The following is a 21,636-nucleotide window of genomic DNA, read 5'->3' as shown; positions in this document are numbered from 1 at the left end:
TGCGGAGGGCTCCGCGCAGCCTTCTGCGCCGGAGGCGGAGGGTTCTGCGCCGGAGGTGGACGCGGGGGCCGACGTGGGCGTCGGCGCGGGTGCGGTTGCCGGTGTGGACGTCGGCGGGGGTGCGGGTGCCGGCGGGGATGCCGGTCCGGATCCCCGTGCCCATGGCAAGGACCAGGACACGGACGTGGACGCGGACGACGACGACGACGAGGACGACTCGATCGCGCTCCGGCTCGAACAGCTGATCCTTGGCGCCGAGCGGCGCTACACCCCCTTCCAGGCTGCCCGCAGCGCGGGCGTCTCCGTCGAGCTGGCCACCCGCTTCTGGCACGCCATGGGCTTCGCCGACATCGGGCAGGCCAAGGCGCTCACCGAGGCGGACGTCCTGGCGCTGCGGCGGCTCTCCGGCCTGGTGGAGGCCGGGTTGCTGAGCGAACCGATGGCCATTCAGGTCGCGCGGTCCACCGGGCAGACGACGGCGCGGCTGGCCGACTGGCAGATCGACTCCTTCCTGGAAGGGCTCACTGAACCCCAGGAACCCGGGCTCACCCGGACCGAGATCGCCTACCCGCTGGTCGAGCTGCTGCTCCCGGAGCTGGAGGAGTTCCTCGTCTACGTCTACCGGCGGCAGCTGGCGGCGGCGACGGGCCGCGTGGTGCAGGCCCAGGACGACGCGGAGATGGTCGACCGGCGGCTGGCGGTCGGCTTCGCGGACCTGGTCGGCTTCACCCGGCTGACCCGGCGCCTTGAGGAGGAGGAGCTCGGCGAGCTGGTCGAGGCGTTCGAGACGACGGCCGCCGACCTGGTCGCCGCGCACGGCGGACGGCTGATCAAGACGCTCGGCGACGAGGTGCTGTACTCGGCGGACGACGCGGGCACGGCGGCGGAGATCGGCGTACGGCTCATCGAGACCATGGCGCACGACCAGACGATGCCGGAGCTGCGGGTGGGGATCGCGTTCGGGACGGTGACGACCCGGATGGGCGATGTCTTCGGTACGACGGTGAACCTGGCGAGCCGGCTGACGTCGATAGCGCCGAAGGACGCGGTGCTGGTGGACGGGGCGCTCGCGGAGGAGCTGGCGCGGACCGGGGAGGCGCCGGAATCCGAGGCGGAGGCGGCGGAGGCGGCCGCGGAGGCGGAGAAGCGGGGCGAGGAACCGCCGGTGTACCGGTTCGCGCTCCAGCCGATGTGGCAGCGGCCGGTGCGAGGGCTGGGCGTCGTGGAGCCGTGGCTGCTGACGCGGCGGGGCTGACGTCTTCCGGGGCGTGTTCGCCGCGCTGCGGGGGCACCCGCCACGTCCCCTCACGCCGTCCGGCGGCTGACCGCCGGTGGGGCGGAGGGCGTGGCGGGACGTCGGCGAACAAGGCGTAGCGGGAGGTCGGCGGCCGCGCGGCGTCGGCCCCGCGCCGGTGCGGGGCCGCGCGGGACGCTATTCGCCCGGCCACTCCGGGGTCCGCTTCTCGTTGAAGGCCGCGACGCCCTCCGCCCGGTCCCCGGAGAAGGCCACCGACCGCCATGCCGCGTCCTCCACCTCCAGCCCGGTCCGCAGGTCCAGCCCGTGGCCCAGCCGCAGCGCCTTCTTGGCGGCGCGCAGTCCGACCGGTGAGTTCGCGGCGATCCGGGCGGCCAGCGCCAGCGCCTCCTCGCGGTCCTGGCCCTCGGCGGCCAGCTGGTCCACCAGCCCCAGCTCACGCGCCTCCCCGGCGGCCACCCGGCGCGCCGTGAAGATCAGCTCGGCGGCCCGCGCGGCTCCCACCCGGCGCGGCAGCAGCTGCGTACCGCCGCCGCCGGGGATCACTCCCACGGACACCTCCGGCAACCCCACCACGGCCGTCGGGTCGGCCACGATCACGTCGCAGGACAGGGCCAGCTCGAAGCCGCCGCCCAGGGCGTAGCCGTGCACGGCCGCGATGGTGGGCATCGGCAGCTCCAGCACCCCGGTGTACGCGGCACGGGCCAGCGGGCGCTGGCGGCCGAGCTCGGCGTCCGTAAGAGAGTTCCGCTCCTTGAGGTCGGCGCCCACGCAGAAGGCCCGCTCATGGGTGGAGGTGAGCACCACGACCCTCGCGCCGGGGTCCCCGGCGAGCGCGGTGCACGCGGCCCCGATGCACCTGGCCATCTCGGTGGAGACGGCGTTCATGGCCTTGGGCCGGTCGAGCACCAGCTCGGCCACGTGCCCGTGCCGCCGTACGCCGACCCACTCGCCGAACCGCTGTTCCGTCATGGTGCGCCCTCCCGGTGCCGCCGGTGTTAACGATCGTTGACCGGATCATCGCAGCCGACCCCGACCCGCCGCTACGCCTGCCGACGGGGCGGTACGGCAAGCCGCGGCCTCCCCGCCGAGGTCGGAGGCCGGAGAGCGTCGATCGAGGAGGGCGGAATCCGTCAAACGTTCCTACGCTGGATGGCGCGGCGCGCGGTGTGCGCGCGGCGAGGGAATGCGAGGCGCGGTGACGGGCGAAGCGGCAGGCGGCGGTACGGGCCAGGGCGGCGAGCGGATGACGGCCGTGGTGGCGCTGGCGCAGGCCATGGCGGCCGCGCACACGCTGCCGGAGGCGGTGCGGTCCGCGGCGGCCCGCGCCTGCGGCGCGCTGGGCGGGAGCTTCGCGGCCGTGTCGGTCTGGGAGCGCGAGCTGGGGCGGCTGCGGGTGCTGGCCAACGTGGGCGCGCTGGCCCCGGGGGAGGAGGAGTTCCCCGAGAACGAGTGGTATCCGGTGCACGAGTTCCCGGAGATCACCGAGTTCCTGCACGAGCAGTGGGCGCGGGGCGGCGAGCCGCACGCCTGGGTGGAGGTGGCCGAGCCCCCCGGTGCCGAGCCCGGGGAGGACCCGTGCGCCGGGTCGTACGGGGCGTACTGCCACCAGCGCGTGGCAGCGCTGCGGCGGCGCGGGCGAAGCAGCTGCGTGGTCGCCCCGATCGTGCTGCGCGGGCGGGCGTGGGGCGAGCTGTACGTGGCGCGGGCGGTGGGGGAGCCGCTGTTCGACCGCGGTGACGCGGACTTCGCGACGGTGCTGGCGGCGGTGACGGCCGCGGGGATCGCCCAGACGGAGCGGCTGGAGGAGGCGCGCCGGCTGGCGTTCACCGACCCCCTGACCGGGCTGGCCAACCGGCGGGCGGTGGACATACGGCTGGACGAGGCGCTGGAGGCGCACCGCCGCGACGGCACGGTCGTGAGCCTGGTGGTGTGCGACCTGAACGGGTTGAAGAGGGTCAACGACACGTTGGGGCACGCGGTGGGCGACCGGCTCCTGGAGCGCTTCGGCACGGTGCTGTCCCTGTGCGGGGCGATGCTGCCGGGCGCGCTGGCGGCGCGGCTGGGCGGCGACGAGTTCTGCCTGCTGGAGGTGGGCCCCTCGGCGGACGAGGTCGTACGGGTGGCGGACGAGCTGTGCCGCAGGGCGGCGGAGCTGGAGATGGGGGAGGGCGTCGCGTGCGGGGTCGCGTCGACGGGCGACCCGATCGGGCCGGTGCGCAGCGCGCGGCGGCTGTTCCGGCTGGCGGACGCGGCCCAGTACCGCGCGAAGGCGGCCCGTTCGGAGAAGCCGGTGGTGGCGGGCCGGGACGGTGGGCCGGACGACCCGGTGGTGCGCCTGGCGGACTCCCCGCCGCAGGCGCCGCCGGCCGAACGCCGCCGCTTCCGCGGCCGCGCGTCGCCTCCCGGCGAGGGAGCGTAGCGCCGTGCCGCCGTTCGTCTCGCCGGGGCCGCGCCCCGGACCCCGGGCCAGGTGCCGGCCCCGCCCGGGCCCGAGCCGGGAACGCCGGCCTCGCCGGGTCGGGCCCTCTGTCCGCCCCGGCCGGGCCCCCACCCCCGTCCCGGCGGGGGCCGCCGCCGGCCCCCCCGCACCCCGACGGCCTCGGCAAACAGCCGGACTCGGGTGGTGACAGGTCGCGATTCAGTCTCTAGGGTGCCTGAATATGGATATGCACACTGTGGTGGTGGGGTCGTCCGGGACGACCGCCGACGATGTCATCGCCGTCGCGCGCGGCGCCGCCCGCGTCGAGCCGGCCACGGAGGCCCTCGCCGCCGTCGCCGCGGCGCGGCAGGTCATCGACGACCTGGCCGCCAAGCCCGACCCGGTCTACGGCGTCTCCACGGGCTTCGGCGCGCTCGCCGTCCGGCACATCAGCCCCGACCTGCGCGCGCAGCTCCAGCGCAACATCGTGCGGTCGCACGCGGCCGGGATGGGGCCGCGCGTGGAGCGCGAGGTGGTGCGGGCGCTGATGTTCCTGCGGCTCAAGACGCTCGCCTCCGGGCGGACCGGTGTGCGGCCCGTCGTGGTCGAGACCATGGCCGCGCTGCTCAACGCCGGGATCACCCCGGTCGTCCACGAGTACGGTTCGCTCGGCTGCTCCGGCGACCTCGCCCCGCTGTCCCACTGCGCCCTCGCGCTGCTGGGGGAGGGCGACGCGGAGGGCCCCGACGGCGTCGTACGGCCCGCCGCCGAGCTGCTCGCCGAGCACGGGATCGCACCCGTGGAGCTGCGCGAGAAGGAAGGGCTGGCGCTGCTCAACGGCACCGACGGCATGCTCGGCATGCTGGTCATGGCCTGCGCCGACCTGGCGCGGCTGTTCACCAGCGCCGACATCACCGCCGCGCTGTCCCTGGAGGCCCTGCTCGGCACGGACAAGGTCCTCGCGCCCGAGCTGCACGCCATCCGGCCGCACCCCGGCCAGGCCGCCAGCGCCGACAACATGCTGCGGGTGCTGGCGGACTCCGGGCTCACCGGGCACCACCAGGACGACGCGCCGCGGGTCCAGGACGCGTACTCCATCCGCTGCGCCCCGCAGGTCGCGGGCGCGGGCCGGGACACCCTCGCGCACGCCCGCCTGGTCGCCGACCGCGAGCTGGCCGCCGCCGTCGACAACCCGGTGGTCCTCCCCGACGGCCGCGTGGAGTCCAACGGGAACTTCCACGGCGCCCCGGTCGCCTACGCGCTGGACTTCCTCGCCATCGCCGCCGCCGACCTCGCCTCCATCGCCGAGCGCCGCACCGACCGGCTGCTGGACAAGAACCGCTCGCACGGCCTGCCGCCGTTCCTCGCCGCCGACGCGGGCGTCGACTCCGGGCTGATGATCGCGCAGTACACGCAGGCCGCGCTGGTCAGCGAGTTGAAGCGGCTCGCCGTGCCCGCCTCGGTGGACTCGATCCCGTCCTCCGCCATGCAGGAGGACCACGTCTCCATGGGCTGGTCGGCCGCCCGCAAGCTGCGTACCGCGGTGGACAACCTGACCCGGGTCATCGCCGTCGAGCTGGTCGCCGCGACCCGCGCGGTCGAGCTGCGTACGGGGCTCACGCCCGCGCCCGCCACCCGGGCGGTGCTCGCCGCGGTGCGTGCCGCGGGCGTCGAGGGGCCGGGCGGGGACCGCTACCTGGCGCCGGATCTGGCGGCGGCGGACGCGTTCGTGCGCTCCGGAGGGCTGGTCGCGGCGGCGGAGACGGTCACCGGTCCGCTCGCCTGACCCCGCGGTGCGGTGGGGGCACCGGGCAGCCCGGACCCCCTCCGCCGTCGCGGGCGCGGCTACAGCGCGCGGCCCCCGTACGCTTCCGTGCGCGACCGGCGCACGGAAGCGGCCACCATGGCCACGCCGAGTCCCAGGAACGCCGTGCCGCCGAAGAGGTACGGGGTGACGTCGATGCTGCCGGAGTCGGCCAGGTTCAGCTCGTCCGAGGTCTCAGCAGGTGCCTGGGCCTCGACCTGGGTCTGACCGGCCGGGGGCCGCGCGTCCCGCTCGGCGGTCGCGTTCGCGGACGGTACGAACCACAGGGCGCACAGCATCGAGCCGGCGGCAGCGGCGGTCAGCAGCGGTCGGCGTGCGGTCAACGGAATGCATCCCCCTTGAGGCTGCGGCGAATTGGCCTCGTGCGTCCGATCGTAGTGACAACTGCGGGTCGCGCGGAAGCGAGACCCCCACCGCCTTACGCTCCGTTGCATGAGCACTACGCAAACATCACGGTATGTCCGGATCCGGGTCGACCTCATGCTGGAGGTCTCCGACTCCGGCGCGCTGACACGGGCCGCCATCGACCACATCGACGGTGACGACTTCATGCCCGACGAGGAGCGCGGTTACGCGCGGGACGCGGTACGTGACGACGAGGCGGAGGCCCTGGCGCATCTCATCGATCCGGTCAGCCTGGTCGAGGGGGTGCCGGGGGTCGAGCTGGCGAAGGCGTCGTGGACGAGTGAGGGGGTGGCCTACGATCCGGACGCGGACGACTGGGACATGGATGACGACCTCTGAGTCGTTGAGGCATGGACGACGACGTCTGAGCCGTCCGGGGCATGGCCGACGCGTCCGATCGTCCGATGGGTCGGCTGTTCGGCTGGTCCGATCGGCTGCCTGCCGGCGTGCCGCGCGACGGGCGCGCGCCGCCTCGCGCGCCCGTCGGGCGCCGCGTCTGACCGGTGCTTTTGCTAAGTGGCGTCGCCCACAGTTTTACTGATCGGGGAACCGTCCCGAATACGCGGGCGTTCTTCATGGACGGCCGGAGTGCTTGTACGAAGAGTGCGCCGGTTCGGGGTTTTTGGGGTCCAGCAGCAATGGAGAGACCAGTGATGACGGACGGTAAGCGCCGTAAGGGCATGGTGGCCGTGGCCGCCCTGCTCAGTGGCGTGCTGACCCTCGCGGCGTGTGGCGGGGACGACAAGGGCGACGGTGGCGGCAAGGGCACCGGCAAGGACAAGTCGTCCCAGGTCGACGAGGCGGCGGCCAAGGACGCCTCGGACGCCCGAATAAAGATCACGCCGAAGAACGGCGCCACCAACGCCGGCATCAACAACGACGCGAAGGTCACCGTCAGTGGCGGCAAGCTCACCGACGTCACCATGACCGCCGCCACCGGCGCCGTGGTCAACGGCTCCATGTCCGCCGACGGCACCAGCTGGAAGCCGGCCGGTCAGCTGGAGCGCTCCACCCAGTACAAGATCACCGCTGTGGCGAAGGACGCCGAGGGCCGCAAGGCCACCGAGCACTCGTCCTTCACCACGGTCTCCCCGGCCAACAGCTTCATCGGGAACTTCACGCCGGAGGACGGCGCCACGGTCGGCGTCGGCATGCCCGTGTCGATCAACTTCGACAAGGCGGTGACCAACAAGAAGGACGTGCAGTCGCACATCACCGTCAGCTCCAGCAGCAACCAGCAGGTCGTCGGCCACTGGTTCAGCCCGACCCGCCTGGACTTCCGGCCGCAGGAGTTCTGGAAGGCCGGCTCCACCGTCACGCTGAAGCTGGACCTGGACGGCGTCGAGGCGTCCAACGGCGTCACGGGCGTCCAGGAGAAGACGGTCACCTTCAAGATAGGCCACTCGCAGGTCAGCACGGTCGACGTCAAGACCAAGACCATGACGGTCGTCCGCGACGGCAAGACCATCAAGACCATCCCGATCTCCGCGGGCAGCGCGGAGAACCCGACGTACAACGGCCAGATGGTGATCTCCGAGAAGTTCAAGGAGACCCGGATGGACGGCTCGACCGTCGGCTTCACCGGCAAGGACGGCAAGGGCGAGTACGACATCAAGGACGTGCCGCACGCCATGCGGCTGTCCACCTCGGGCACCTTCATCCACGGCAACTACTGGGGTGCCGACTCGATCTTCGGGTCGGTCAACACCAGCCACGGCTGCGTGGGCCTGAACGACGCCAAGGGCGCGGGCGACGCGAACCAGGACGGCGCCTGGTTCTTCAACAACTCGCAGATCGGTGACGTGGTCTGGGTGAAGAACTCCGACGACGCGACCATCAAGCCCGAGAACGGCCTCAACGGCTGGAACATGAGCTGGAGCCAGTGGGTCGCGGGGAGCGCGACCGGCTCCTGACCCCGCGCGGAGCAGACCCCAGCACCTCCGCACCCCTCACCGCCGGGCGGCGGTCGGCAGCGAAGAAGCAGCCGACCGCCGCCCGGCGCGTTTCCCCCTCCGCCCCGACCAGTCCCTCGGCGCGTTTCCTCTCCCGCCCCAACCGGCCCTTCTCGACGCCCCGTTGAACGCCCGCACCACCCCCTGCATACTCCGCATGCGGGGGCTGATGGCAGCCCCTTTCGTGAACTGTCCTCACTTGGGGGGAAGTTGCGTAAAACAGCACAGGCGTTATGGGTCGCCACCGTGGCCGCGGCCGCGGCCACAGCGATGACGGCGGGACTGACCACCGCGCCGGCAGCGGCGGCCCAGGACCGGGGCGGCGCCCCGGCCGCCGACGGCACGCGGGGCGCCGCCGCACAGTGGGTCACCCTCCTGACGGGCGACCGGATCGCGGTCGACACCGCGGGCCGCCCCACCGCCCTGAAGCGGGCCGAGGGACGCGAAGACATCCCCATCCAGATCCGGAAGGCCGACGGGCACACCTACGCGGTGCCCCTCGACGCCCAGCGGCTCGTCAGCCAGGGCCGCCTCGACCAGCGGCTGTTCGACCTCACCACACTCACCCGGCCCGACTACCTCGCGCGGCAGCGCGACGGGCTGCGGCTGATCGTCACGTACCAGGGCGACCGGCCCGCCGCCAGGTCCGCGCTGCGCGCCGCCGGGGGCACCGAGGTGCGCCGTACGTTCCGCACGCTGAACGCCGACGCGGTCACCACCCCGCGCCAGGACGCCGCCGCGGCCTGGGACGCGCTCACCGACGGGCCGACGGGCGGCGGCGGCCCGTTCCGTACGGCCGCGTCCGGCATCGCCGCGGTGTGGCTGGACGGCATTCGCACGGCCGATCTGGACAAGAGCGTGCCGCAGATCGGGGCGCCGGAGGCATGGCGGGCCGGGTACGACGGCAAGGGCGTCAAGATCGCCGTCCTGGACACCGGCGTCGACCAGACCCACCCGGACCTGGCCCGCCAGGAGATCGCCGAGAAGAACTTCTCCGACGCCGCCGACGCCAAGGACCGCTTCGGCCACGGCACCCACGTCGCCTCCATCGCCGCCGGTACGGGAGCGAAGTCCGGCGGGAAGTACAAGGGCGTCGCGCCCGGCGCGAAGATCCTCGACGGCAAGGTCCTGGACGACAGCGGCTCCGGCGGCGACTCCGGCATCCTCGCGGGCATGGAGTGGGCGGCGGCCGAGAAGGCCGACGTCGTCAACCTCAGCCTCGGCGGCCCCGACAGCCCCGGCGACGACCCGCTGGAGGCCGCGGTCGACACGCTCTCGGCCCGGACCGGCACCCTGTTCGTCATCTCGGCGGGCAACGACGGCCCCGGCGCGGGCACGATCGGCTCGCCCGGCAGCGCGCGGGCGGCGCTCACCGTCGGCGCGGTCGACAAGAAGGACAAGCTCGCCGACTTCTCCAGCACCGGCCCGCGCGTCGGCGACGGCGCGGTCAAGCCCGACGTGACCGCGCCCGGCGTGGACATCGGCGCCGCGGCCGCGCCCGGCAGCGTCATCGCGGGTGAGGGCACCCCGGTCGCCGACGGCTATGTGGCCATCTCCGGCACCTCCATGGCCGCCCCGCACACCGCGGGCGCCGCCGCCCTCCTCGCCCAGCAGCACCCCGACTGGCCCGGCGACCGGATCAAGGCCGCGCTGACCGGCTCGACGACCCCCGGCAAGGGCTACAGCGCCTTCCAGCAGGGCTCGGGCCGGATCGACCTGCGCACGGCGATCAAGCAGTCGGTCGTCGCCGACCAGGTCTCGCTCTCCTTCGGCACGCAGGCGTGGCCGCACGCCGACGACAAGCCGGTGTCCAAGGAGCTGACGTACCGCAACCTCGGGAACGAGCCGGTCACTCTCGACCTGGCCGTCACCGCCACCGGACCGGACGGAAAGCCCGCGCCCGGCGGCTTCTTCACCCTCAAGGACAAGCGGCTCACGGTCCCGGCGAACGGCACCGCGGCCACGTCCGTCACCACCGACACCCGGCTCGGCGGCGCCCTGGACGGCGCGTACAGCGCGTACGTCACGGCGACCGGCGGCGGGCAGTCCGTCCGCACGGCCGCCGCGGTGGAGCGCGAGGTCGAGTCGTACGACCTGACCCTCCGGCACCTGGGGCGCGACGGCAGGCCCGCGAAGTTCTTCCAGAGCACGGTCCAGGGCGTCAGCGGCCTCGCCGAGGGCCGGTACGAGACGTTCGACGGGACCACCGGGGCGGCGAAGGTCCGGATCCCCAAGGGGCGGTACGTCCTCAGCGGCTCCGTGCTGGTCTCCGGCGGCGAGGAGTTCAAGGGCGCGGACTGGATCAACCAGCCCAGGCTCGACCTCACCAGGAACACGACGGTGACGGTCGACGCGCGCACCGCCAAGCCCGTCGAGATCACCGTGCCCGACGCCCGGGCCACCTCGGAGTTCGCCACCATCGACATGACCGTCCGCACCGGGGGCGACACCACCGGATACGGCTGGTGGCTGGACTCGTACAAGAACTTCCGCACCGCCCACCTCGGGCCGGCGTCCGCCCCCGGCGAGCTGACCCAGCAGGTGACGAACAGCTTCAAGCGCGGCAACGGGCCCGAGTACCACCTGGCGTACGGTGGCAAGGTCACCAGGCTGGCCACGGGCTTCGTCCGGCACGCGAAGAGCCGCGACCTGGCCGAGGTCACCGCGGAGCTGGGCGCGCCGGCCCCCGGCAAGACCGGCTACCTGGCGGCGTACCCGGAGACCGGCAGCGGCGGCGGCGCGGCCGTCTCCTTCGAGCGCAAGCTGCCGCACACCAGCAGGCTCTTCGTCAACGGCGGCGGCGTGACGTGGCGCCTCTCCTTCGACCAGGTCGGGACGCAGGGCGAGACCGACTCCACGTACACGGTCAGGGAGCGGGCCTACCGGCCCGGCAGCGCGTACGCCCTGCGGTTCAACGTCGGCGTGTTCGGGCCCGCGCTCGGCTCGGGCCAGGGCGTCTTCCGCGAGGGGAACGAGATCAGCGGCGAGCTGCCGCTGTTCGCCGACGGCAGCGGGCACGACGGCTGGTCCGCGTACGACAAGGCGGTCACCACGCTGTACCGCGACGGTGAGAAGGTGGGCACCAGCGACGATCCGCTGAGCGGCGGCGCCGTGTTCACGGTGCCGGCGGGCCGCGCCGACTACCGGCTCACCACGTCGGTCACCCGCGGCACCAAGACCGCCAAGGTGTCCACCAAGGTCACCGCCGCCTGGACGTTCTCCTCCCAGCGGGTCGCGGGCAGGACCGGGCTGCCCGCCTCGGTGGTCCGCTTCACCCCGCGGCTGGCCGCCGACAGCACGGCCAAGGCGGGCGCGACGGTCGCCGTCCCGGTCGCCGTGCGGGGCGCGGCCGCGGGCCGCAACCTGAAGTCGCTGACCGTCCACGTCAGCTATGACGACGGCGCGCACTGGAAGAAGCTGACCGTCACCGGCGGCAAGGTGACGGTGAAGAACCCGGCCGCGGGCAAGAGCGTCTCGTTCAAGGCGAAGGCGGTGGACAAGCAGGGCAACACGGTGAGCCAGGCGATCCTCCGCGCCTACCTCGCCACGTAGGCCGGTGCGGGGGCCTGCTCCGGTGGGCGGGCCCCCGCCTCAGCCCGTCAGTCCGTGGTCAGTTCGAGGACGTACACGTTCCCGGCGGTGCCGACGAAGCGGTAGTCCGCGTCGGGGTGGAGCTGGCGCGCGTAGTCGATCATGTGGCGCGCGGTCCGCGGGCCGTCTTCCTGCAACGCGATGTAGTGCGGCACCACTCCCCGGGTGTCGCCGACCCAGAACACCCGCGTGCGGCTGGTGAGCCGGCTTATCGGCCCCACGTTCGCCTCGACCGTCGCCCCGTCGGGGATCCGTGCCAGCAGCCGTTCGGCGGCGGCGACGCGGGCGGGCTTGCGGTACGTGTCCGGCACCGTCAGCGAGTACAGCGGAAGCGAGCTGGTCAGGGCGAGGGCCGCGGCGGCCACGGCGGTGGGGAGCTGGCCGCTGTAGGAGCGCAGCCAACCGCGGCGGCTGCTGCGGGAGCGGTGCAGGGCGTCGACGAGGGCGAGGAAGACGACGGGCATCAGCACGGCGTTGTAGTGCCAGTCGGTGCCCCAGTAGAACTCCTCGTGCGAGACGAAGCGCCAGCCGATGGTCGGCACGGCGGCCAGCAGCAGTGGGGAGCGCAGCGCGAGCAGCCCGGTGGTGGGCAGCAGGATCCAGGCCAGGGTGCGCAGCGCGGTGTCGAACGGGATGGTGCCGTCGGAGTCGGCGCCGTCGACCTTCTGCCAGTAGGCGTAGTCGCCGTCGCCGTTGAAGCCGGGGATGACCAGGCCGAGCGCCAGCGCCGAGGCGATCAGCCCGAAGGCGGTCAGCGCGATGGCCGCCAGTGGCACCCGGGTCTCGCGCCGCCGCCAGGTGCGGATCAGTATGACGGCGCCGATGGCGGCCACCGTGGCGCCCATGTCCTCCTTGACGAAGACCAGCGGGGCGGCCCACAGCATCGCCGCGTACCAGCGTTCCCGGACGACCGCTTCGAGGGCGAACGCCAGCAGCGGGACGGCGAAGCAGATCTCGTGGAAGTCGAAGTCGACGGCGCGCTGGACGCCCCAGGACAGCCCGTACGCGATGCCGATCAGCAGTCCCCGGCCGCGCCCGAGGAGGTGGGCGGCGGCCCGGGTGACGGGGACGGCGGAGAGGGCGAACAGGGCGGCCTGGGCGACGAGCAGGGTGATCGGCCCGGGGAAGATCCGGTAGAGCGGGCCGAGCAGCGCCGTGACGGGGCTGAAGTGGTCGCCGAGTATGTTCGCGCCGGGCCCCTTGAGGTCGGCGATCGGGGCCTGGAAGCGCGAGTAGGCGCGTATCGCCTGCTCGAAGATGCCCAGGTCCCAGGACATGGCCTCCATGCGGCGGTGCCGGGAGACCGACAGCGCGGCGTACGCGGCGAAGAGCACGGCGGCCAGCCAGTACGGGTCCGCCCCTGGTCGGCGCAGCGCGGCCGCCCGGTCACGCAGACGGGAGGACGCCGGCTCCGCCGGCGCGTCCGGGGCCGATGTGCCGGACGGTGCTGTGGCGGCCATGTCCATGCAAGGTCCTCGAAATGTCGTGCGGGCGGCGGTGCGGGCGTCAGGTCGATGCGGGCGTCAGTGCGAAAAGATACGGGAAACCGGGCGAATGGTTGCAGGGGCGGTCGAGGCTTCCGGTCGGCTGACCGCGCGCTACCCGAGCCCTGGCGAATCGTTTGTCGAAGCGGTGGCTACCCGGCCGCCGACTCCCTACCATCGATCAACGCCAGGTCCGTGCACCGCCGCACGATCTCTGCCGGGAGGCCAACGAATGTTCCGAAGCCGCACCGCACTGTCCGTCTCCGCCGCTTCCGCGCTGCTGCTCGCGACCCCCCTGCTCACCGCCTGCGGCAGTGACGCACACCCCGGTGCCGCGGCGGTCGTGGACGGCGAGCGGATCTCCGTCGCGCAGCTCCAGGCCCAGGTGCGGACGGTACGGGACGCGCAGCGCGAGTCCCCGCAGGCCGACCAGCTCGTCGCCAACTCCGGGCGGCTGAGCAAGGACACGCTGATCCGGATGATCCAGTACCGGGTGATCGAGCGCGCGGGCGCGGACAACGGCGTCCACGTCACGCGGCGCCAGGTGCAGAAGGCCCTCAAGGACGCCGCGGAGCACGAGGGCGGGCCGGCCCGGGTCCGCGCCCTGTACCTCCAGCAGGGCATCGCGCCCGGCCAGATCGATGACCAGGTCCGGATGGACCTGACCCGCGACGAGCTGCTGCGGAAGCTCGGCCCGCGGAAGGTCAACGAGACCTTCGCGGCCACCTCGAAGGCGCTGCGCATCGACGTCAACCCGCGGTACGGCTCGTGGGACGACACGCAGGGCACGGCCCGGCTCGTCCAGGAGCCGTGGCTGCACGCCGCCACGGAGGCGTAGGACGAGGGGAAGACGTGAGGGGCGCCGGGCCACAGGCCCGGCGCCCCTTCCCGTCGGACGTCGGATCAGGCGGCCTTGCAGGCGCCCTCCGCGCATTCGGTCAGCCAGCTGTCGAACTCGCTGTCGTAGCGGTCGCCGATGGACTCGGTCAGATACCTCCGGGCGCCTTCCCAGTCACCCGTGCGGTAGGAGCCGAGCACGGTGTCCACCTCGGAGCGGTGCTTCTCCAGCATGAAGCGCACCGCGAGGTAGCCCCACTGGTAGGTCCGCGTGGTGTTGGAGTTCTCGTAGGTGGTGTTCCACAGCTCGCTGAGCTTGTAGGTGTGCTTGCCGGCCTCCTCGATCGCCTTGTCGTAGTTCTCCTTGCGGTAGGTGTACGACACGTACTCGGCGAAGCCCTCGATCCACCACACGGTGGGCGTGGTGACACCCGCCTCGAAGTCGCCGTACATGTCGAACCGGCCGTCGAGGTAGTGGGTGTACTCGTGGTTGAGGTTCCAGATCGCGAACTTCGGCTTCAGCCACTCCGCCTCGTAGGCGATGAACCGGGGCTGGTTGTCCTCGGCGGTCGGGTCGCCCTCCAGGTACATGCCGCCGTTGTTGGTGTCGATGCCGTAGATGATCCCGGCGTACGTCTTGTAGTCGGTGCTGGAGTCGAAGGCGGTCACCTCGATGGTGTCGTTGAGGTCGCCTTCCACCGGTCCGCTGTCGCGGGCGATGTTGTGGAAGAACTCGTTCTGGTTCTTGAGGCTGTCGCAGGCCTCGTCCAGCTGGGCGCCGGTGATCTCCTGCGCCCGGACGGTGATGCCGTCGCCGCAGTCGTGCTGGACCGGCAGGACCTCCTTGATCAGGCGTTCCTTGAGGTTGCAGGTGCCGTAGTCCTCGCAGTTGTCCTTGTCGTACTCCTCGGTCATCTCGGCGATGCCGACCCACAGCGGGGCCGTGCGCCCGGTGATGCTGCTCTTGCCGAGCAGCTCCTTGGCCATGGGCCGGACCTTGTCGCGCAGGGAGTCGTGGCGCAGGAACCGGGCCAGCTCACGCCCGGCGTTGGAGGCAAGGTAGCTCTGCTTGCCGCCGAGCAGGTCGAGGTGGTTGAGGGCGAAGTCGGACAGCGTGGTGAGGACGGTCGGGTCGCCCTCCACCGCGGTCACGAACTCCGGCATCTGGTGGCCGCGGAAGAGCACGCTGTAGGCGTTGTTGACCGCGGTGACCATCCAGTAGGAGCTGTCGTAGCTGCTGTCGTAGCCCTCCAGCATCCGCTTGACGATCGGCAGGTAGCGGGCGTTCTCCGACGCGCTGTCGATCAGGGTGACGGCCTCGGCGAGCGTCTCGCCGTTGGCGTCGGTCACGTCGTGCGAGTGCTCCGACTCGAAGAAGGCGTCGAGCCCGCCCTGGATGGCGCTGCGCAGCTCGGGTCCGTACTCGCCGACGTCGTCCTGGTGGTTCCACGCGACGTAGTACCCGGCGCGCAGGAACAGCACGATCTGCGGCATGCCGGTGGAGCCGTCACCGGGGTAGGAGGCGGACCCTTCGCGCAGGGCGTCGGCGACCGTGACCATCTGCTCCTCGCGGAACGCGCCGCGGGCGTCGGAACCGGTCAGGCTGAACAGGGTGTTGATGCACTCGGTGGTCGCACCCTTGATCTTCTCGACCAGGGCACTGCCGGTGTTCGAGGTGAAGTCGCTGACGTTGCACTCGGCAGCGGCGGCGCGCGCCGACTTCTGCTGCCGCATGGAGGGGCGCTTGCGCGGGGTGGGCTTGCTGTGCAGGTTGTAGTCGACCCGCTGGGCGTCGTTGGAGACGGTCAACGGGGGGCGGTCGGCGGGCTTCGGCGCCCGCGCGTCCACGTGCCCGTGATCGTGCCCGTGGCCGCCGGCGTCCGGGACGGCGCCCAGCTGGGCCAGGGGGCCCGGTCCGTCGGCGGACGGCCCGGCGGATATGGGGGTGCCGGGTCGGCCGGAGTCCTTGGGCGGGGTGGCGTGCCCTTGGGCGGCGATCAGACCGCCGCTGACGCCGAGCGCCAGCGCGAGGGCCGCGAGCGACCTCGCCTTTTTGCGTGCCGAAGGCAATCGCATGGTTGCTCTCCCGTGTTGTTGCTCTCCCGTGGGGGGTGAGAACGAGATGGGGGGTGTTGTTGACATGGACACGTGTGGGAGGTGTCCAGAGGTAAAATTTCACACGTCACATCACAATGGAAGGGTTACGCGTCAGTAGTCGGGGCCGCACGGCGAATTTGCATATGCGAACTGACGGGTGTCGGCGACGGGGTCGGAGCCGCGGCGCGAGGGTGCGCGGGGCGGGTCGGGGACGGCGCTGCGCTACGTTCGAAGCGTGAACGTTCCCCGCCTCAGCGGCCCCGGCCGCCTGGTCCTGCTCACCACCAGCCACCGCGTCGCGCCCGGCCTGCTGTCCTGGCCCGCCTGGCAGGCGCTGCGCGCCGCCGACCGCGTCCTGTGCGCCGACCTCGACCACCCCCAGCTGCCGTATCTGCGGGAGGCGGGCATCGAGGTCGAACGGGCCGAACCCGCCGCCCGTGAACTGGTGGAGTTCTGCGCCGACGGCGGCCGCACGGCCGTCGTGATCTCCTCGGCGGACGGCGAGTCCGCGCTCACCGACGGCCTGGCCCGGATGGCCGGCTCCGGTCGTGAGCAGATGCCCGACCTGGAGCTGCTGCCCGGCTCCTACGACCTGCCCGGCGCGCGCCTGCTCGACCTCGTCCAGGTCATGGACCGGATTCGCGCCGAATGCCCCTGGAGCGGCGAGCGCACCAACGCCGAGCTGGTGAAGTACGGCATCGAGGAGGCGTACGAACTCGTCGAGGCCATAGAGGCGGGCGATCGCGAGGCGCTCCGCGAGGAGCTCGGCGACGTGCTGCTCCAGGTCGTCTTCCACGCCCGGATCGCGCAGGACGACCCGGACGAGCCGTTCTCCATCGACGACGTGGCGGGCGGCATCGTGGACAAGCTCATCCACCGCCACCCGCATGTCTTCGGCGAGGAGACCGCCGAGACCGCCGACGAGGTCAAGGCGCACTGGCTGCGTACGAAGGCGATCGAGAAGCAGCGCACCTCGGTCACCGACGGGGTGCCGCTCGGGCAGCCCGCCCTCGCGCTGGCCGCCAAGCTGGCCTCCCGGGCGCGTACCGCCGGACTCCAGGTGCCGGTCCCCGCAGGTCAGGGACCGGGCTACGAGCTGCTGGCCCTCGCGGTGCGGGCCGAGGCGGAGGGGGTGGAGCCGGAGACGGCGCTGCGGGCGGCGGCCCGGACCTACCGGGACGCGATCCGCGCCGCGGAGGCCGCGGTGGAGGCCGCCGGGCCGGCGGGGGAGTCCGCTGGGCCGGCGGGGGAGTCCGCGGTCTGACCTCGGTCAACCCTCGCGCGAGGGCCCCAATAGGGGTATGAAGAACATATGGGCACATACAGCACTGTTCCGCTCGCGGCCCGAGACCATCTGGTCGGCATCGGCCCGCTCGTCGCGGGGATCGGCATCGTCGTCGGCCTCATCCTGGCCGTGTGGCTCGGCATCAGGGTGAGGAACAAGGAGCTCCCGCCCTCTCAGGAGCCGCAGCCGCGCTCCGGCGCCTGGGAGACGGAGCCGGAGTACGAGAGCGGTCGGCTGACGTCGCCGGACCACGGGCCCGGGCATCAGGACTCGCATCCGACCGAGGTGAAGACGCAGCGCCGCAAGCCGATGGAGGTCCCGCACGACGGTGTGCGGCACATGCCGTACGAGTTCGGGAACTTCGGCAGCCAGCCGTCGGACACCGACGAGCCGCCGCCGAAGTGGACGTCGGGACGCAGCGGCTCGTGGGGCACCGGCTGACCGGGCCGCCACGGCCCGCCGCCACGGCCCGCCACCACCGCGGCCTGTTGTCGCCGCGACGACCGGCTGCCGCTGAGCGGCGGCCGGGGATGAAGACCGGTCCGAGGCGAGGCCCACATGTGAAGGAGGCCCACGTGTGAAGGTCGGCCGGAGCTGCGGCCCACGGGCGACGGCCGGCCGGAGCTGCGGCCCGCGCGTGAAGGCGTGCCGGAGCTGTGGCCCACGGGCGACGGTCGGCCGGAGCTGCGGCCTACGGGCGGCGGTCGGCCGGAGGGGCGGCTCGGCCCACGCGATACGGTCGCGACGTGCCTGACCAGCTTTCCCCCGTACCTGACCGGCTCTGCCCCGTGCCCGCCCCGCCGCCCCTGTTCACCTGGGAGTTCGCCACCGACCCCTACCCGGCGTACGCCTGGCTGCGCGAGCACGCCCCCGTGCACCGGACCGCCCTGCCCAGCGGGGTCGAGGCCTGGCTGGTGACGCGGTACGCCGACGCGCGGCAGGCGCTCGCCGACACCCGGCTGTCGAAGAACCCCGTCCACCACAGCGAGAACGCCCACGGCAAGGGGAAGGTCGGCATCCCGGGCGAGCGCAGCGCGGGCCTCATGACGCATCTGCTCAACATCGATCCGCCGGACCACACCCGGCTGCGGCGGCTGGTGTCGAAGGCGTTCACGCCGCGCCGTGTGGCGGAGTTCGCCCCGCGCGTCCAGGACCTGACCGACCGGCTCATCGACGGTTTCGCGGCGCGCGGCGAGGCCGACCTCATCCACGAGTTCGCCTTCCCACTGCCCATCTATGCCATCTGCGACATGCTGGGCGTACCGCCCGAGGACCAGGACGACTTCCGCGACTGGGCGGGGATGATGATCCGGCACGGCGGCGGGCCGCGCGGCGGCGTCGCCCGGTCGGTGAAGAAGATGCGGACGTACCTGGCCGAACTGATCCACCGCAAGCGGGAGTCGCTGCGCCAGGACGGGGCCGACGACCTGATCTCCGGGCTGATCCGGGCCAGCGACCACGGCGAGCACCTCACCGAGAACGAGGCCGCGGCCATGGCCTTCATCCTCCTGTTCGCCGGTTTCGAGACCACGGTCAACCTCATCGGCAACGGCACCTACGCCCTGCTGCGCCACCCGGCGCAGCGCAAGCGCTTCCAGGCCGCGCTGGCCGACGGCGACGAGGCCCTGCTCGCCACCGCGGTCGAGGAGTTGCTGCGCTACGACGGCCCCGTGGAGATCGCCACCTGGCGGTTCGCCACCGAGCCGCTGACCCTCGGCGGGCAGCGCATCGCCGAAGGCGACCCCGTCCTGGTCGTCCTGGCCGCCGCCGACCGCGATCCCGAGCGCTTCGAACGGCCGGACATCCTGGACCTGGCGCGCGCCGACAACCAGCACCTCGGCTACGGCCACGGCATCCACTACTGCCTCGGCGCGCCGCTGGCCCGGCTGGAGGCGCGGACCGCCCTCGCCACCCTGCTGCGCCGCCTCCCGGACCTTGCGCTCGACGGCGATCCGTCCGATTTGCGCTGGCGCGGCGGGCTCATTATGAGAGGGCTGCGCACACTCCCCGTAACCTTCACCCCAGAAGGAAGTTGACGGACGATCAGCACCGTGATCGGGGCGTGACCTCCGCTACATCGGCTTGTGACTCGTGGGCGGCCGGATTATCTTTCAGCCTCAACTCAGCCGCCACTACGAGAGGTAACCGCATGCGCTCCGGGAACGGTAGGCACCGCCGCCCCCGTCAGGCTCCGGCCATCGTCGTCGCGGCGGGGGTGACCGGCGCGAGCATCGCGCTTCCCCTCCTGGGAGCCACCGGCGCACACGCCGCCGACACGGCCACGTGGGACCGGGTCGCCGAATGCGAGAGCGGCGGCATGTGGAGCGCCAACGCGGGCAACGGCTTCTACGGCGGCCTCCAGCTCACCCTCGACATGTGGAAGAGCTACGGCGGCACGTCCTACGCCCCGCGCCCCGATCTCGCCAGCCGCTCGCAGCAGATATCGGTCGCCGAGTCGATCCTGGCCGACCGCGGGCCGCAGGCCTGGCCCGGTTGCGCGCTGAACGCCGGGCTCAAGGACGGGGGCGACGCGCCCGAGGTGAACCCCGGCAGCACCGAGCCGCCCAGATCCGGGGCGGAGGAGCCGGACGGCGGCGACGCCGACTCGACGAAGCCCGCCGACGAGGACACGTCCACCGAGAAGCCCGATTCCGACTCCGGCTCCGACGACACGTCGGATGCGGACCGCGACCGTACGGATGGCGACGCAGACGGCAAGGCGCCCGAGGACGGCAAGGGCGACAAGGACGCTGACGGTGAGAAGGGCGACAAGGCCGACGAGGACGGGAAGGGCTCCACGGACCGTGCGGACGGCAAGGACCCGGAGCGGGACTCCGACTCCGCGCCCAAGCCGTCGGAAGACCCCGCGGACGGCCGTACGGACGACGGCAAGGGTGACGGCGGGGACGAGAGCAAGGGCGACGGCAAGGCCCCGTCCCCGGACGCCGGACGTACGCCGGAGCCCGGCAGCGGCAGGCACCGCGGCGCCCCGGACGACCGCGCCGACGACGGCGAGCGGCGCGGCGGGCGGCACGCCTCGCGCGGTGACCGCGACCGCGGCGCGAACCCCGCGGGCGACGGCCCGAAGCGCTACACGGTGCGCTCCGGTGACAGCCTGTCGGCCATCGCGGCCGAGCATGACGTCCCCGGGGGCTGGCCCGCGCTCTACGAGGCCAACGAGAGCCTCGTGGGCACCGACCCGGACCTCATCCACCCAGGTCAGCGCCTTGTCCTGGACGGCGGCGAACGCTAGTTCGGGGCATCTCGCCCGCCGTGCCGAAAATGAGACATGAGTCTCTTCGCATTGACGGGTGTGTCCGCCTTATCCGGCCTTAACAGGTCACGTCTGACCTGCGGAGATAGTGGTTCCCTGGGCGCAAACACGGCTGAGTTTCCACGGATGTTGGGGTTTGAGCTCACCCGGGAGCTGTGCTTACCGTCGTCACCGCTCGCCACCGCGGGCACCGCCGACCGACACGCCGAGTCCTGCCAACGGTCGGGGGGTTGTCGACGCGCAAGCGCCGAAGGCAGGAGCGGGGGACCCAGGATTGTGCGCCGGTCCGCCGGCTAGGGGTGAAGCCGGATGCGCGGCAGCGCATCCGGCCGGGCCACTCACACGCCCGAACCCGACAGCTCACCTCGCAGGCGTCGGTGAGGAAACGAACCAACCATGCTCAAGTCCAAGGGCAAGCATCGTCGTCCCTCCAAGGCCGCTCGCATCGCCACCCTCGCCGGTGTCACCGGCGCCGCGGTCGCCGCTCCGCTGATCGCCGCCACCCAGGCCTCCGCCGCGACCACCCAGCAGTGGGACCAGGTCGCGCAGTGCGAGTCCGGCGGCAACTGGTCGATCAACACCGGCAACGGCTACTACGGCGGCCTGCAGTTCTCGGCCTCGACCTGGGCCGCGTACGGCGGCACCGCGTTCGCCCCGACCGCCGACCAGGCCAGCAAGGACCAGCAGATCCAGATAGCCGAGAAGGTCCTGGCCGGGCAGGGCAAGGGCGCCTGGCCGGTCTGCGGCAAGAACCTGACCTCCGGCGGTTACGAGGGCGGCTCCTCGGCCACCACCCCGTCGCAGCAGCAGAGCACGCCCAAGGCCCAGCCGAAGCCGCGGACCCAGACCCAGCCGAAGGCGCAGCCCCAGCAGCAGGCCCCGCGACACACCGAGCGCCAGGCCCAGCCGGCGCCCACCACCCGCTCCCACGAGCGCGCCGTGCCCAAGGGCGACGGCGAGTACACGGTGAAGGCCGGCGACACCCTCTCCAAGATCGCCGAGGCCCGGCACGTCGAGGGCGGCTGGCACAAGCTCCACGAGCTGAACGACGACGTCGTCGCCGACGCCGACCTGATCTACCCCGGTCAGCGCCTGCACCTGAGCTGACCCGAGCTCTCCGGCGGGCCTTCGCCCCCGGACCACGGCCCGCGGGAGCCGGACGGGCTGGCATATCGACACGTACAGCCCGTCCGGGGGCTCTGCCGTCTC

16 protein-coding genes and 1 riboswitch are annotated in these 21,636 nt (G+C 72.6%); of the genes, 12 read left to right on the top strand and 4 right to left on the bottom strand.

The window, feature by feature from the left end:
* Positions 1–184 precede the first annotated feature (184 nt).
* Positions 185–1,255: an adenylate/guanylate cyclase domain-containing protein gene (locus tag Q3Y56_RS13395; RefSeq protein ID WP_304465591.1), complete on the top strand. Its 1,071-nt coding sequence runs from the start codon at positions 185–187 to the stop codon at positions 1,253–1,255.
* 177 nt (positions 1,256–1,432) lie between these two features.
* Here Q3Y56_RS13395 and Q3Y56_RS13390 read toward each other — a convergent pair whose 3' ends face one another.
* Positions 1,433–2,227 (bottom strand): enoyl-CoA hydratase/isomerase family protein, encoded by a 795-nt coding sequence (locus Q3Y56_RS13390; protein WP_304462158.1) that lies wholly within the window; start codon positions 2,225–2,227, stop codon positions 1,433–1,435.
* 304 nt (positions 2,228–2,531) lie between these two features.
* Here Q3Y56_RS13390 and Q3Y56_RS13385 point away from each other — a divergent pair, with 304 nt between their 5' ends.
* A complete protein-coding gene (locus Q3Y56_RS13385; protein ID WP_304465590.1) occupies positions 2,532–3,677 on the top strand; it encodes a GGDEF domain-containing protein in 1,146 nt (381 codons plus the stop codon).
* 241 nt (positions 3,678–3,918) lie between these two features.
* On the top strand, positions 3,919–5,463 hold the full coding sequence (gene hutH / locus Q3Y56_RS13380) for a histidine ammonia-lyase (protein WP_304462157.1): 1,545 nt from the start codon (positions 3,919–3,921) through the stop codon (positions 5,461–5,463).
* A 59-nt stretch (positions 5,464–5,522) separates the two neighbouring features.
* On the opposite strand, the gene Q3Y56_RS13375 is transcribed toward hutH, so the two are convergent.
* Positions 5,523–5,825 carry a hypothetical protein gene (locus Q3Y56_RS13375; protein ID WP_304462156.1) on the bottom strand — a complete coding sequence of 101 codons (303 nt, stop codon included), beginning with the start codon at positions 5,823–5,825 and terminating at the stop codon, positions 5,523–5,525.
* A 109-nt stretch (positions 5,826–5,934) separates the two neighbouring features.
* Here Q3Y56_RS13375 and Q3Y56_RS13370 point away from each other — a divergent pair, with 109 nt between their 5' ends.
* From Q3Y56_RS13370 to Q3Y56_RS13360, 3 genes are all read left to right on the top strand, one after another.
* Positions 5,935–6,246, top strand: coding sequence for a hypothetical protein (locus Q3Y56_RS13370; protein ID WP_304462155.1), 312 nt, complete (start codon positions 5,935–5,937; stop codon positions 6,244–6,246).
* 299 nt (positions 6,247–6,545) lie between these two features.
* Positions 6,546–7,820, top strand: coding sequence for an Ig-like domain-containing protein (locus Q3Y56_RS13365; protein WP_304462154.1), 1,275 nt, complete (start codon positions 6,546–6,548; stop codon positions 7,818–7,820).
* A 249-nt stretch (positions 7,821–8,069) separates the two neighbouring features.
* On the top strand, positions 8,070–11,411 hold the full coding sequence (locus Q3Y56_RS13360; RefSeq protein ID WP_369696742.1) for a S8 family serine peptidase: 3,342 nt from the start codon (positions 8,070–8,072) through the stop codon (positions 11,409–11,411).
* A 47-nt stretch (positions 11,412–11,458) separates the two neighbouring features.
* Here Q3Y56_RS13360 and Q3Y56_RS13355 read toward each other — a convergent pair whose 3' ends face one another.
* The gene (locus Q3Y56_RS13355; protein ID WP_304462153.1) at positions 11,459–12,916 is read right to left on the bottom strand and encodes a DUF2079 domain-containing protein; all 1,458 of its coding nucleotides are present in this window, start codon (positions 12,914–12,916) and stop codon (positions 11,459–11,461) included.
* 250 nt (positions 12,917–13,166) lie between these two features.
* Here Q3Y56_RS13355 and Q3Y56_RS13350 point away from each other — a divergent pair, with 250 nt between their 5' ends.
* Positions 13,167–13,772 carry a SurA N-terminal domain-containing protein gene (locus tag Q3Y56_RS13350; protein WP_304462152.1) on the top strand — a complete coding sequence of 202 codons (606 nt, stop codon included), beginning with the start codon at positions 13,167–13,169 and terminating at the stop codon, positions 13,770–13,772.
* Positions 13,773–13,837: 65 nt separating this feature from the next.
* Here Q3Y56_RS13350 and Q3Y56_RS13345 read toward each other — a convergent pair whose 3' ends face one another.
* The gene (locus tag Q3Y56_RS13345; protein ID WP_304462151.1) at positions 13,838–15,847 is read right to left on the bottom strand and encodes a collagenase; all 2,010 of its coding nucleotides are present in this window, start codon (positions 15,845–15,847) and stop codon (positions 13,838–13,840) included.
* 256 nt (positions 15,848–16,103) lie between these two features.
* Here Q3Y56_RS13345 and Q3Y56_RS13340 point away from each other — a divergent pair, with 256 nt between their 5' ends.
* From Q3Y56_RS13340 to Q3Y56_RS13320, 5 genes are all read left to right on the top strand, one after another.
* On the top strand, positions 16,104–17,132 hold the full coding sequence (locus tag Q3Y56_RS13340) for a nucleoside triphosphate pyrophosphohydrolase (protein WP_304462150.1): 1,029 nt from the start codon (positions 16,104–16,106) through the stop codon (positions 17,130–17,132).
* A 48-nt stretch (positions 17,133–17,180) separates the two neighbouring features.
* Positions 17,181–17,594 carry a DUF6479 family protein gene (locus Q3Y56_RS13335; protein ID WP_304462149.1) on the top strand — a complete coding sequence of 138 codons (414 nt, stop codon included), beginning with the start codon at positions 17,181–17,183 and terminating at the stop codon, positions 17,592–17,594.
* Between the two features lie 305 nt (positions 17,595–17,899).
* Positions 17,900–19,189, top strand: a complete 1,290-nt coding sequence (locus Q3Y56_RS13330) for a cytochrome P450 (RefSeq protein ID WP_304462148.1) — start codon at positions 17,900–17,902, stop codon at positions 19,187–19,189.
* Between the two features lie 113 nt (positions 19,190–19,302).
* Entirely contained in the window at positions 19,303–20,406 is a 1,104-nt protein-coding gene (locus Q3Y56_RS13325) for a transglycosylase family protein (protein ID WP_304462147.1), read from the top strand.
* 256 nt (positions 20,407–20,662) lie between these two features.
* Positions 20,663–20,816: riboswitch (cyclic di-AMP (ydaO/yuaA leader) on the top strand.
* Between the two features lie 7 nt (positions 20,817–20,823).
* On the top strand, positions 20,824–21,534 hold the full coding sequence (locus Q3Y56_RS13320) for a transglycosylase family protein (protein WP_304462146.1): 711 nt from the start codon (positions 20,824–20,826) through the stop codon (positions 21,532–21,534).
* Positions 21,535–21,636: the final 102 nt, after the last annotated feature.

It is taken from the genome of Streptomyces sp. XD-27, from assembly GCF_030553055.1.
In the GTDB taxonomy this organism is placed as follows: Bacteria; Actinomycetota; Actinomycetes; order Streptomycetales; family Streptomycetaceae; genus Streptomyces.
The sequence above is the reverse complement of the archived record's forward strand: the minus strand, read 5'-3'. Positions and strand labels throughout refer to the sequence as shown.